Source organism: Paraburkholderia caffeinitolerans (assembly GCF_902859945.1).
GTDB lineage: Bacteria > Pseudomonadota > Gammaproteobacteria > Burkholderiales > Burkholderiaceae > Paraburkholderia > Paraburkholderia caffeinitolerans.
In genome coordinates this window covers 260,294-273,162 of record NZ_CADIKL010000006.1, presented here as the reverse complement: position 1 = coordinate 273,162, position 12,869 = coordinate 260,294, and the positions used below count along the sequence as shown (strand labels likewise).

Annotated in this window: 12 protein-coding genes; 11 read left to right on the top strand and 1 reads right to left on the bottom strand. The window is 68.3% G+C overall.

The window, feature by feature from the left end:
- The 8 genes from HV773_RS08655 to HV773_RS08620 form a co-directional block, all read left to right on the top strand.
- Positions 1–642, top strand: a 642-nt coding sequence (locus tag HV773_RS08655) for a DUF4384 domain-containing protein (protein ID WP_175194803.1), incomplete at its 5' end; no start/stop codon positions are given.
- Between the two features lie 32 nt (positions 643–674).
- A complete protein-coding gene (gene mltA / locus HV773_RS08650; protein ID WP_175194802.1) occupies positions 675–2,603 on the top strand; it encodes a murein transglycosylase A in 1,929 nt (642 codons plus the stop codon).
- Positions 2,604–2,761: 158 nt separating this feature from the next.
- Entirely contained in the window at positions 2,762–3,448 is a 687-nt protein-coding gene (locus HV773_RS08645; RefSeq protein WP_175194801.1) for an HAD family hydrolase, read from the top strand.
- Positions 3,449–3,627: 179 nt separating this feature from the next.
- Entirely contained in the window at positions 3,628–4,083 is a 456-nt protein-coding gene (locus tag HV773_RS08640) for a MarR family winged helix-turn-helix transcriptional regulator (protein WP_175194800.1), read from the top strand.
- A 16-nt stretch (positions 4,084–4,099) separates the two neighbouring features.
- Positions 4,100–6,268 carry an FUSC family protein gene (locus tag HV773_RS08635; RefSeq protein ID WP_175194799.1) on the top strand — a complete coding sequence of 723 codons (2,169 nt, stop codon included), beginning with the start codon at positions 4,100–4,102 and terminating at the stop codon, positions 6,266–6,268.
- Between the two features lie 37 nt (positions 6,269–6,305).
- Positions 6,306–6,515, top strand: coding sequence for a DUF1656 domain-containing protein (locus HV773_RS08630; RefSeq protein WP_175194798.1), 210 nt, complete (start codon positions 6,306–6,308; stop codon positions 6,513–6,515).
- Complete coding sequence (locus HV773_RS08625) at positions 6,512–7,552, top strand: efflux RND transporter periplasmic adaptor subunit (protein WP_175194797.1); 1,041 nt, start codon at positions 6,512–6,514, stop codon at positions 7,550–7,552. The genes HV773_RS08630 and HV773_RS08625 overlap by 4 nt, the downstream gene beginning before the upstream one ends.
- Positions 7,549–9,108, top strand: coding sequence for an efflux transporter outer membrane subunit (locus HV773_RS08620; protein WP_175194796.1), 1,560 nt, complete (start codon positions 7,549–7,551; stop codon positions 9,106–9,108). Before HV773_RS08625 ends, HV773_RS08620 begins: the two co-directional genes overlap by 4 nt.
- Before the next feature lie 41 nt (positions 9,109–9,149).
- On the opposite strand, the gene HV773_RS08615 is transcribed toward HV773_RS08620, so the two are convergent.
- A complete protein-coding gene (locus tag HV773_RS08615; RefSeq protein ID WP_175194794.1) occupies positions 9,150–9,452 on the bottom strand; it encodes a DUF4148 domain-containing protein in 303 nt (100 codons plus the stop codon).
- 264 nt (positions 9,453–9,716) lie between these two features.
- Between HV773_RS08615 and HV773_RS08610 the strand changes: the two genes are divergently transcribed.
- From HV773_RS08610 to HV773_RS08600, 3 genes are all read left to right on the top strand, one after another.
- Positions 9,717–11,111, top strand: a complete 1,395-nt coding sequence (locus HV773_RS08610) for a selenium-binding family protein (RefSeq protein WP_175194792.1) — start codon at positions 9,717–9,719, stop codon at positions 11,109–11,111.
- Positions 11,112–11,147: 36 nt separating this feature from the next.
- The gene (locus HV773_RS08605; RefSeq protein WP_175194790.1) at positions 11,148–11,813 is read left to right on the top strand and encodes a hypothetical protein; all 666 of its coding nucleotides are present in this window, start codon (positions 11,148–11,150) and stop codon (positions 11,811–11,813) included.
- A gap of 88 nt (positions 11,814–11,901) precedes the next feature.
- On the top strand, positions 11,902–12,813 hold the full coding sequence (locus HV773_RS08600; RefSeq protein WP_175194788.1) for a ketopantoate reductase family protein: 912 nt from the start codon (positions 11,902–11,904) through the stop codon (positions 12,811–12,813).
- The last annotated feature ends 56 nt before the right edge of the window (positions 12,814–12,869 follow it).

Genomic DNA, 12,869 nt, shown 5'->3' with positions numbered 1-12,869 from the left:
CCTCCCGTGCCGCCGCCCGCCACGCCCGCCACCGCCGCCGCGCTTGCGCAGCCGAGCGCCAGCGCCGCCACGGCAGCGCCGCCGGCCGCCACGCTTGAGCCCTACACGCCGGTCAGCGAGTTCGAGCGCATCGTGACGCTCGCGGATCCCTCGATCAACGTGCGCACGACCCTGCGCAGCACGACCGCGCGCATCAAGAAAGACTTCCTGCAATTTCAGGTGACGAGCAGCCGCGCCGGCCGTGTCTACGCGTTCATGGTCGACCCCGAGGGCAACTATCTGATGCTGCTGCCCAACGGCCGCGACAAGGCCAACACCATCGCCGCCGGGCAGACGCTCACGCTGCCGCGCTCGAGCTGGCCGATGCTCGCCGACGCGCCCGCCGGGCCGATCCACTTTCTCGTGATCGTGTCGCCCGAGCCGCGCGACTTCTCGAACGCCGGACTGCACCCGGGCGACGTGTTCGCCGATTTCCCCACGAGCGCCCAGCAGGCCGCCGCCGCGAAGCGCACGACGAGCGCGTCGCCGTTCGCGGGCGAGGCGCGCTGCGCGAAAGGCGGCGCGAGTTGCAGCAACGCATTCGGCGCGGCGACGTTCAAAATCGACGTGGTGGGCGGCAACGGCCAGGCGCCGCGATCGTAGCGCCGCAGCGCCATAGGTCACAGGAGACCGTCATGGACAGACCGCTTTTTCTGCTCGCGGCGGCTGCAGCGGCAGCCGCGCTCGCCGGCTGTGCGAGCAACTATCCGGCTAGCTCGGTGATCATCGGGTCGTCCACGCAAGCGCAGGCGGGCAAGGCGCAAGCAGCACCAGCAGCGGCGCAAGCTCCGGCAACGACGACCGCGGCGAAGGCTTTGCCATCTGCGCCACCCGTGCCCGCGACGCCGGCCGCCCCGGCCGCGACGCCGGCCACGGCGCCAGCAACGGCCACGGCAGCCACGGGATCCACCAGTGGATCCAGCATCGCTGCCGCCGCGCCGGTCACGCCCGCTGCCTCCACCGCACCGGCCGCGGCCACCCCCGCCGCCCCGCCCTCGTCCGGCGCGCCCGTTGCCGCATTTTCCACGCGCCACGCGTGGTACCAGACCGCGCGCTTCGCCGACCTGCCCGGCTGGAGCGCCGACGACCTGAGCGGCTCGCTCGACGCCTTCAAGCGCAGTTGCGGCGTGCTCGGCTCGCGCAACGGCTGGGCCGCGCCCTGCGCGGCCGCGCGCGGCGTGGACACGGCCAGCGCCGCCGCGATCCGCCGCTTCTTCGAGACGAACTTCGACGTCTACCAGATCCGCAACACCGACCGCAGCGGCGACGGCACCATGACCGGCTATTACGAGCCGCTCCTGAACGGCAGCCGCCAGGCCGGCGGCGCTTATGTCTACCCGGTCTACGGCGTGCCCGAGGACATGCTTTACCTCGACTCGCGCCGGCTCGGCGGCGCGGCGCGCGGCAGCATCACGGCGGCCCGCGTCGAAGGACGCACCGTGATCCCGCTGCCGGGCGCAGCGCCCGGCAGCGCGAAGGGCGTCTACGCGCTCGACCTGCGCGACAGCGTGCCCGATATCCGCGACAAGAAACTGCGCCTGCGCCTCGACGGCACACGCATCGTGCCGTACTACACGCGCGCCGAAATCGAGCGCGGCGCGGCGCGCGCGCCGGTGCTCGCGTGGGTGGACGACCCCGTGCTGCTCTATTCGATGCAGGTGCAGGGCTCGGGCAAGATCCGCATGCGCGACGGCACGATCCGCCGCGTGGCCTATGCCGAGCAGAACGGCCAGCCCTTCCAGCCGCCAGTCGCGCGCGCGGGCGCGACTGGACGCAAGCTCAAGGTGCGCGGCATCGAGATGGACATCGACGTCGCCGACGATAGCGGCGGCGGCGGTTCCGAACTGGTCGCCAGCGCCAACGGGCCGCAAGGCTCGCAGGACGGCGGCGCGTCGTCGACGGGCGCGAACGACAACGACGACGACCAGCCCACCTCGCCGCTGCTGCGCGGCTTCAAGCTCGCCAGCGCCGGCCCGTCGGCGAGCGGCGCGGCGCGCCCCGCCGTGGCTGGTGCTCAGCAACCGGCGGCGAAGAACGCCAACGCCAACGCCAGCCCGGGCGCGGACCTCGCCACCGCGGCTGGCGCGATTGCGCAACCGAAGCACGCGTTCGCGATCTCCGATCCGAGCTACGTGTTCTTCCGGCCCATTCCCGATTCGCCGAACGGACCGATCGGCGCGCTCGGCGTGCCCCTTTCGGCGGGCCGCTCGGTGGCCGTGGATCCGCGCACGACGCCGCTCGGCTCGCCGGTGTTCGTCGCCACGCGCGACGACCCGCAAACGCCCGGCGCCGTGAATCGCCTGATGATGGCGCAGGACTCGGGCGGCGCGATCCAGGGCGCGGTGCGCGCCGATTACTTCTATGGCTTCGGCCAGTCCGCGCAGGCCGAGGCGAGCCGCACCAAGGAGCGCCTGCGCATGTGGCTGCTGTTGCCGAAGGGCCTGCACGTGGCCGCGCAGGAGTCGGCCACGAAGACGCGCGGAATGGCGGTGCAATCGAATGAGGATTGCCTCGTGGCCGACCCGCAGTTGTGCGTGGATGATGATGGGGGGAATGGGCAGTGAGCAGCGTTGCACGGGCCTCGCGAGGGCCCTGAGCCTGCAGCCGAACCCGACGCCCGCGCCGCATCCCGGTTATCATCGCGCTCTCCGTTCTCGCCGCTTCTGTTCGCGCCACGCTCCGCGCGCGGGCGCTGCCATTGCCTTCGATGATCCGCCAAGCCATGCCCCATCTCCCCTTCGACGCCGTGCTCTTCGACTGCGACGGCGTACTCGTCGACTCGGAACGCATCACGCATGTCGTGCTGGTCCAGATGCTGGGCGAGCTCGGCTGGACGCTCTCCGTGGACGAGGCGATGCGCATTTTCGTCGGCAAGATGGTGAAGGACGAGGCCGCGCGCATCGAGCAGCACACCGGTTTTCGCATCACCGAAAGCTGGCTCGAAACCTTTCGCGCGCGCCGCAACGCGGCGCTCGAACGCGACCTTGCCGAGATACCGGGCGCACCGGCCGCCGTGCACGCCGTGCACGCGGCATATGACGGGCGCATTGCAGTGGCCTCGGGCGCGGACCGCTACAAGGTCGAGTTGCAGCTGCGCAAGGTGGATCTGTTCGACTGCTTCGCGGGGCGCATCTTCAGCGGCCACGAAACGCCGCGCAGCAAGCCCCACCCCGACGTCTACCTGGCCGCCGCCGCGGGCCTCAGCGCCGCGCCGCAACGCTGCGCCGTGATCGAAGACACCGTGACGGGCGCGCGCGCCGGTCTCGCGGCGGGCGCCACCGTGTTCGGCTACAGCCCCGGCACGCCGGGCCACAGCAGCGCGCAGGCGCTGCTCGACGTGGGCGTCGCGCAGGTGTTCACGGACATGGCGCAACTGCCTGCCCTGCTCGCGGATTGGCGCGTCCAGTGAACTTCGCATCGCCCGGCTAGCGCACAAAAAAGCGGCACCCAAAAAGCACGCCTGCATCCATTCCACTACCATCTGGAAAGGTCTTCCCAGGCAGGCGGCACCTCAGCCTGAAAGCCCAGTGACAGGCAGCCGAAAAACGATAGTTTGCTACCGAATAGTTTTCCGCTATCATCGCGCCGATGTCGAATCTTCACACTTTACGTCTTGCCGTCAGCAGCACGCTCGTCGTGGCGGCGCGCAAATGGCGGCGCACGAGTCACGGCGCGCTCGCCGCCTATAACGTCTCCGAGGCCTGCGCCGCGCCGCTGCTCACCGCCGGGCGGCTTGGCGAAGCGGTGCGCCAGGTCACGCTCGCCGAGCACGTGGGCATCGAAGGTCCCTCGCTCGTGCGTCTGCTCGATCAGCTCTGCGCAGCAGGCCTCGTGCGCCGCGATGAAGACCCCGACGACCGCCGCGCCAAGACCATCTCGCTGACCCGTGAAGGCCACGCCGTCACCGCGAAAATGGAGGAAGACCTGCGTGCGCTGCGCGCGCGCGTGCTCAAGGGCGTGAGCCGCGCCGATCTGGAAACCACGCTGCGCGTGCTCAACGCCTTCAACGCGCCGGACCCGGCCGACGCGTCCATTCACGACTGATAGCGGCAAGCGGCTCATGACTTACCCCTCCTGGCGCGACTGGCTTTTCTCGGTCAAGACCTTCGCCGCTTCGATGCTCGCGCTCTATATCGCGCTGATATTTCAGCTGCCGCGCCCGTACTGGGCCATGGCGAGCGTCTATATCGTCTCGAATCCGTTCGTGGGCGCCACGCGCTCGAAGGCGCTCTACCGGGCGCTCGGCACCGCGCTGGGCGCAACCGCCGCCATCACGCTGGTGCCGCCGTTCGTCGAAACGCCGCTGCTGTTCAGCGTGATCGTGGCGCTCTGGACCGGCACGATGCTCTATCTGGCGATTTCGGACCGCACCGCGCGCAGCTACGTGTTCATGCTTGCGGGCTACACCATGCCGCTCATCGCGCTGCCCACCGTGACCGATCCCACCACGATATTCGACGTGGCCATCGCGCGCACCCAGGAGATCACGCTCGGCATCATCTGCGCGAGCGTGGTGGGCAGCGCCATCTTGCCGAGCCGGCTCGCGCCCACGCTGATCGAGCGCGCCGATGCGTGGTTCCGCGACGCCGCCTTCTATGGCCGCGAAACGCTCTCCGGGACCATCGCAGGCAAGGCGATCTCGGCCTGCCGGCAGCGCATGGCCTCCACGGTGAACCAGCTCGAATTCCTGCTGAGCCAGTTGAGCTACGACCACACGCATCCGGAAATCCTCTCGCGCGCGCAAAACCTGCGTGGGCGCATGCAGTTGTTCCTGCCGATGATTTCCGCGCTCGCGGACCCGCTCATCGCATTGCGGCGCGATCTGCACACGTGGCCGGAAGGCCTCGACGCACTGCTCGCCGACGCCGCAAAATGGTTCGACGCTCCGCTGCCCACGCGCGCCGCCGAAATCCACGACGACGCGGGCGACCCCGTCGCCGAGAGCCTGCGCGCGCGCGTGGCCGCACTGCAGCCCCCGCACGACGCGCTCACGAGCTGGGAGGGGGCGCTGCTCTCGAACGCGCTGTGGCGTCTGGGTCAGGTGATCGACGTGTGGCAGGACTGCCGGACCCTGCGCGCGCTGATCGCGCACGAAACCGGCACGTGGCGGCCGCGCTACCGGCACTGGCGTCTCGGCGGCACCGAGCGCTTCTACGACCGCGGCCTCATGCTGTTCTCATGCCTCGTGCCGATGGGCGCGATTCTGGTGGCGTGCTGGCTGTGGGTCAGCTCGGGCTGGCACGACGGCGCGGGCGCGGTGACGCTCGCGGCGGTGGCCTGCTGCTTCTTCGCGGCGCTCGACGACCCCGCGCCGCTGGTGTTCCGCTTCTTCGTCGCGACAGCGGCGAGCGCGGTGTTCGCGGGGCTCTATCTGTTCGTGGTGCTGCCCAAGGTGCACGACTTCGCCATGCTCGTGCTGCTGTTCGCGGGACCGTTCATCCTGATCGGCACGCTCATTCCGCGCCCGCAGTTCAACATGGTGACGATGCTCGTGGCCGTGAACACGGCCACCTTCATCAGCATCCAGAGCGCGTACGAAGCCGATTTCTTCGTATTCCTGAACAGCAATATCGCGGGCATCTCGGGCCTGCTGTTCGCCTATGTGTGGACGCGCGTGACGCGCCCGTTCGGCGCGGAATTCGCGGCGAAGCGCCTGTTGCGCTCGAGCTGGACCGACGTGGCGCTCTCGGCCAGCGCCGGGCGCATCGCCGACCAGCGCGATCTGGCCTCGCGCATGGTCGACCGCCTGATGCAGCTGATTCCGCGCCTTGCGGCCTCGGACGAGCATCGTCATCCTTCGATCGAGAGCTTTCGCGACCTGCGCATCGCGCTCAACGCGCTGGACCTGCGCCGTTCGCGCCGCAAGCTCAACGGCGACATGCCCGCCGTCATCGACCGCGTACTCGCGGGCGTGAGCGACCATTACACGCGCTGCGCGCAGACAAGCGAACGCCAGAGCGCCCCGCCCGCGCTGCTCGCCACCATCGACGACGCGCTGCATCGAGTGGCCGCGCAAGGACTTGCGCAAGAAGCCGCCGATGCCGCCCGCGCCGCTGATGCCGATGCAGCGGGCCCGGCCGGCGCAAGCGCGCAAACGCCGCCGCCCGCGCACTTCACGCAGCGCTGGCTGCGCGACACGCAGCACGCGCTCGTGGGCCTGCGCCTCTCGCTCTACCCCGCGCTGGTCGGCCAGCGTCCTGGCAGCGAGCCAACCGGAGCCAATGGATGAGCGCGCAACCTTTTTACCTGACCTCGAGAGCCGCGCCATGATCGGCGAAATCGATATCTTCGGCGTGTTCGTGCCCGCCGTGCTCGTGCTGATGCTGATCGCGTACCTCATCAACGTCGTGATCGGCAAGGTGCTCACGCGCGTCGGCTTCTACCGGCTCGTGTGGCATCGTTCCATTTTCGACCTCGGCATTTATGTCTTCGTGCTTGCCGCCGTCATCATCGTGTCGCATCGCTTACTACCGTGAAAAAAACCTGGTTCTCGGCAGGACAAATCCTGCTCACGTTCATTGTCGTCGTCGTGGCCGCGGTCGTGCTATGGCGCATCGTCAACTACTACATGTACTCGCCGTGGACGCGCGATGGCCGCGTGCGCGCCGACGTGATCCAGGTCGCGCCCGATGTGGGTGGCCTCATCACGAACGTCGAGGTGGTCGACAACCAGCAGGTCAAGAAAGGCCAGGTGCTGTTCGTGATCGATCAGGCACGCTACTCGCTCGCGCTGCGCCTCGCCCAGGCGGCGCTGCAAAATCGCCAGGCCACGCTCGCGCAGGCCAAGCGCGAATACGCGCGCAACCTCGCGCTCGGCAATCTGGTCGCCAGCGAAACCCTGGAGGAAAGCCGCACGAAGGTCGATCAGGGCGAAGCCGCCGTGGCCGACGCCCAGGTACAGGTGGACACCGCGAAGCTGAACCTGCAGCGCACGACCATCGTGAGCCCCGTGGACGGCTATCTGAACGACCGCGCGCCGCGCGTGGGCGAGTACGTCTCGGCGGGCCGCGCCGAGCTCTCGGTGGTGGACATGCATTCGTTCCGCGTGGATGGCTACTTCGAGGAAACGCGCCTGCACGGCATTCATCTCGGCCAGCCTGTGGAAATCACCGTGATGGGCGAGCCGCGTCCGTTGCGCGGCCACGTGCAGAGCATCGTCGCCGCCATCGAAGACCGCGACCGCCAGCAAAGCCCCAACCTCCTGCCGAACGTGAATCCCGCGTTCAGCTGGGTGCGTCTCGCGCAGCGCGTGCCGGTGCGCGTCGCGCTCGACGAAGTGCCCGACGACTTCCGCATGATCGCGGGCCGCACCGCCACCGTCGCGGTGCGCACCGAAGTCAGCGAAAAACAGACGAGCAAGGCCGGTGCGGCGGCGCGCGCGACGCGTGAGAGCAGCGCCAGCGGTGCGGTCGCGGCTTCGGATGCCGGATCGGGTTCAAGCGCGAGTTCAAGCGCGAATGCAAGTGTGAATGCAGGCGCCGCGCCCGCAACGGCGAGTGGAGCTTCGCAATGACGCGTCCTGGACTTCGGCGCGCGTTCGCGTTCGCACCCCTCGCGCCGTTGGTGCTCGCGCTGGGCGCGTGCATCAACCTCGGCCCCGACTACACAGTGCCGAAGGACGCGCTCGTGAACGCGCCGCTCGCACAAGGGCCGATCGACGGCGCAAGCCGTGCGCCGGTTTCGCAGGGCGAGGTGCCCAACGACTGGTGGCGTCTCTACGACGACCCCACGCTCGACCAACTCGTCCAGCAGGCGCTGCAATCGAACACGAGCCTGCGCGTGGCCGCCGCGAATCTCGCGCGTTCGCGCGCCGCGTTCGAAGTCGCCAATTCACAAGGCGGCTTCTCGGGCGGCGCGACCGCCGGGTTCCAGCGCGCCCAGGAATCGGCGGAGCAATTCCTGCTGTTCAACAAGCTGCCGGTGGCCAACCTCGGCGATATCGGCATCAACGTGTCGTATGAGATCGATCTGTTCGGCAAGCTGCGGCGCGGCGTGGAAGCCGCGAGCGCCGACGACGAAGCCGTGCTGGCCGCCGCCGATCTCGCGCGCATCACCGTAGTCGCCGATGTCGTGCAGGCCTATGTCGCGTCGTGCTCGGCCGGCGAGGAACTCGCCATCGCGCAGGAGTCGCTCGCGCTGCAAAAGCAGCGCGTGGCGCTCACGAAGCGCCTGCGCGACGCGGGCCGAGGCAACCAGCCCGACGTCACGCGCGGCCAGACCCAGGTGGAAACGCTCGCCGCCGATATCCCCCGCTTCGAGGGCCGCCGCCGCGTCGCGCAATATCAACTCGCGATGCTGCTCGCGCGCGCGCCGTCCGACCTGCCGCCGGCGGTGCTCGCGTGCAACCGCCTGCCCAAACTCAAGCAGCCGATCCCGGTCGGCGACGGCGCGGCGCTCCTGCGCCGCCGCCCCGACGTGCGCGCGGCCGAGCGCGAACTCGCGTCGGCCACCGCGCGCATCGGCGTGGCGATGGCGGAGATGTATCCATCGGTCAGCATCGGCGCGGGCGTGGGCTCGATCGGCCTCACGAGCGATCTGTTTACGCCGAAGACCAATGCCTGGTCGATCGGACCACTAATCAACTGGACTTTCCCGCTGAACGGTCAACGCGCCCGCGTGCGCGGCGCAGAGGCGGCCACCGCCGGCGCGCTCGCGCACTTCGACGGCGTGGTGCTCAACGCGCTGCGCGAGACGCAGACGAGCCTCGCCACCTACGCCGCCGACGATCAGCGTGCGGACGCGCTGCGCACGGCCTATGTGTCGGCGCAGCAGTCCGCCGACCAGACGCACCGCCTCTACGCAGCGGGCCGCGAGCCCTTCCTCTCGGACCTCGACGCCACGCGCACGCTCACGAGCGTGCATGCTGAAGTAGCGGCGGCCGAAGGCCAGGTGGCGCTCGATCAGGTGAAGCTGTTTCTCGCGCTGGGCGGGGGGTGGGAGCAGGATCAGGAGAAGCCGGCGCCGGCGGTCTCGGGGCAGGCGGGATCATCCGCACAGGCGACACAGTCGGCACAACCGACACAAGCAGCACAAGCGCCCCAAGCCAATCAGCCGGCGCCGATGCAATAAGAGCGCCTGACTGCGGCGCTCTTGCAACTGTTCACACAAGCTCAGCGCATCATACGCACCGGCGGCGAGTAGCTGCTCGCCGTGCCACTTTGCGACGAGCCGTCCGTCGCCGGCCCATAGCCGCTATCACCACCCGATTGCAAACGCGCCTTAGCCGCCTGGTAATCCCCAGGATAGAACGGCGAAACCACGTTCGGCCGCCAGCCCACCGATTCGAGCGCCTTGAGTTCGTTGCGTACCTGTTCACGCGTGACAGGACCGTTTTCGGGTTGCGACTGCGCAAAAGAAACAGCGGGCACTGCGAGCACAGCGGCAAGCGCGACGGCGTTAATAAGCGACTTCATGACAATACCTCCGGAAACTTGATCTATCGGTCCGGCACAAAGTGCGAACCGTTGGATGTAGTCTAGAAAGTCCTGAGCACGGGATAAATGGCGACACGGCGAATTCACTGTTTTCGCAGTATGTATAATCGCGCGCCTTATAACCGCCGCGCATATGTTTTTTCCCTCAAGGAATAAGGCGCACAAAAATCATACGAAACGACACACAGCCTGCAAACCGGTGCAAGATGGGCCCTTCCGAAACCTCTACAAGGAGAGGTAGCGATGGCGACATGGAAACCGGATCCGAGCTTCTACCCCTCCGCGCGCCTTGCCGCCGCGGCCACGCCGGAAACGCTCGCATGGGTAGCGAGTTTCGACCCCACTAGCCGCGTGCCCGACTCGCTCGACGTAGTCGACCTCGATCCCGCCTCGGCCGAATACGGCCAGATCGTTCATCGCCTCGCGATGCCGCACACCGGCGACGAGCTCCATCATTTCGGCTGGAACGCCTGCAGTTCATGCCTGTGTCCGAACGCACCGCACGCCCATACGGAGCGTCGTTATCTGATCGTGCCGGGCTTGCGCTCATCGCGCATTCATATTGTCGATACGAAGCCCAACGCGCGCCGCCCGAAAATCGTGCGCGTACACGAACCTGCAAGCGTCGCGCAACGCGCCGGCTATACGCGCCCCCATACGGTGCACTGCGGGCCGGACGGCATCTACGTGACGGCGCTCGCGAACGCCGAGGGCGAAGCGCCTGGCGGCATCTTCCTGATGGATCACGAGAGCTTCGACATCCTCGGCCAATGGGAAATCGAGCGCGGCCCGCAGCAGCTCGCCTACGACGGCTGGTGGCATCTCGGCTACGACACGCTCGTGACCAGCGAATGGGGCCTGCCCGCCACCTTCGAGAACGGCCTCGTGCCCGAGGTGCTGCTTGGAGGCCAGTACGGCCACCGGCTGCACTTCTGGGACCTGCACACCCGCCGCCACAAACAGGTACTCGACTTCGGCGCGGAAAACCAACTGGTGTTCGAACTGCGGCCCGCGCACGACCCCACGAAGCCTTATGGCTTCGTGAACTCCGTCATCAGCCTGAAGGACCTTTCGGCGTCGATCTGGCAGTGGTATCGCGACGGCGACCAATGGGCGGCGCGCAAGATCATCGAGATTCCCGCCGAACCCGCGGACCCGGAATCGCTCCCGCCCATGCTCAAGGGCTTCGCCGCCGTGCCGCCGCTCGTCACCGACATCGCGCTCTCGCTCGACGACCGCTTCCTCTACGTGGCCTGCTGGGGCACAGGCGACCTGCGCCAATACGATGTTTCGGACCCCGAACATCCTGTCTTGACGGGCAGCGTGCGCATCGGCGGGATCGTTTCGCGGGCCACGCACCCGCGCGCCCAAGGCCGTGCGCTCAATGGCGGCCCGCAGATGGTGGAGGTGAGCCGCGATGGGCGGCGCGTGTATTTCACGAATTCGCTGTACGGCGCCATCGACGCACAGTTCTACCCCGAAGGCATCGACGGCTGGATGGTGAAGCTCGACGCAGCCCCCGAGGGCGGACTCGGCTTCGACGAACGCTTCTTCGTGGAGTGGCCGAAGACGCATCGCCCGCATCAGATCCGGCTCGAAGGCGGCGACTGTTCGTCCGATTCGTACTGCTATCCCTGAGCACGACACACAAGGCTACCAGCAAGGCGACACGGCATGGGCGACCTGCTCGGGACATTCGGCACGCACTGGGCCGCCTGGGGCGCGGTGGTGGCCAGCGGCGTTTTTCACGGTGCGAATCCGGCAATGGGCTGGCTCTTCGCCACCGCGCTCGGACTGCAGCGCGGCAGCCGCACGGCGCTGCTGCTGGCGCTGCCGCCTATCGCGCTGGGCCACGCCGCGTCGATTCTGCTATTTACGAGCTCGATCGCCGTACTGGGCGCGTGGCGGCCCGTGCTGATGCACAGCGGCCTGCACTGGTGGCTCGGCGCGCTCCTGATCGGCTGGGCCGCGTGGCAACACGCGCGGGGGCACCGCCATCGCGTGCGCGTGGGGATGACGGCCGGCTTTCTCGGCCTCGCGGCATGGTCCGCGCTGATGGCCACGCTGCATGGCGCGGGCCTCATGCTCATGCCAGCGTTGCTGCCGATCTGCGGCGCTGCCACGGCCCATGGCGGCGCAGGCACCGCCGGGCCGCTCATGGTCTCCGCCGCGTTCACCGCGCTGCACACGCTGGTGACACTGGCCACGACCGCCGCCATCGCGATCGTCGCCTATGAATATCTGGGGCTGGGCGTGCTGCGGCGCGGCTGGATCAACTTCGACTGGCTCTGGCGCGGCGCGCTGGTGGCCACCGGCACGCTGATGATCGCGACAGCGTAAGGGGTGCATATCGCGTCCAGCGCCGGCCGCGCGAGCCGTGTACCATACTGCGCTCTATCGAAGGGGCAACGCGGAAGGAGCAACGCAGATGAAAATCGCCATCATGGGTGCGGGCGCGGTGGGCTGTTTTTTTGGCGGCATGCTCGCGCGCGCGGGTAACGACGTCGTCCTGATCGGGCGCGCGCAGCATGTCGAAGCCGTCGAGCGCGACGGCCTGCGCCTCGAAGCGCAGAGCTTTGACGAGCGCATCGGCCACCCGCATCTGAGCGCGAGCACCGAAGCGGCGGCCGTGGCCGGCGCCGATCTCGTGCTGTTCTGCGTGAAGTCGACCGACACCGAAAGCGCCGGCGCATCGATCGCGCCGCACCTGCGCGCCGATACGCTCGTGCTCACGCTGCAAAACGGCGTGGACAACGCCGAGCGCCTGCGCACCGTGATCCCGCAAGACGTTGCGGCCGCCGTCGTGTATGTGGCGACGGAGATGGCCGGCCCCGGCCACGTGCGCCACCACGGGCGCGGCGAACTGGTGATCGAGCCCGCGCGCGGCAGTCTGGCCGCAGCGCTTGCCCTGATCGAAGCGGGCGTGCCCACCGAGATTTCGGCGAACGTGCGCGGCGCGCTGTGGGCCAAGCTCATCGTGAACTGCGCGTACAACGCGCTCTCGGCGATTTCGCAGCTGCCTTATGGGCGTCTCGTGGAAGGTGTTGGCGTGCGCGACGCGATGCAGGACGTGCTGGCCGAATGCGTGGCCGTGGCGCACGCCGACGGCGTGACACTGCCGCCCGACGTGGACGCCAGCGTGCAGCGCATTGCGCAAACCATGCCGGGGCAATACTCGTCCACCGCGCAGGATCTCGCACGCGGCAAGCGCAGCGAAATCGACCATCTGAACGGCTTCGTCGCGCGGCGCGGCGCGGCGCTGGGCGTGGCCACGCCGGCCAACCGTCTGCTCCATGCGCTCGTGAAGCTCATCGAGGACAAGGCGCACGGGACGATCTGAGGCATGCGCTTTAGTACACCTTCATGAAGAGATTGCCTGCGCCCCACTGCAAGTTC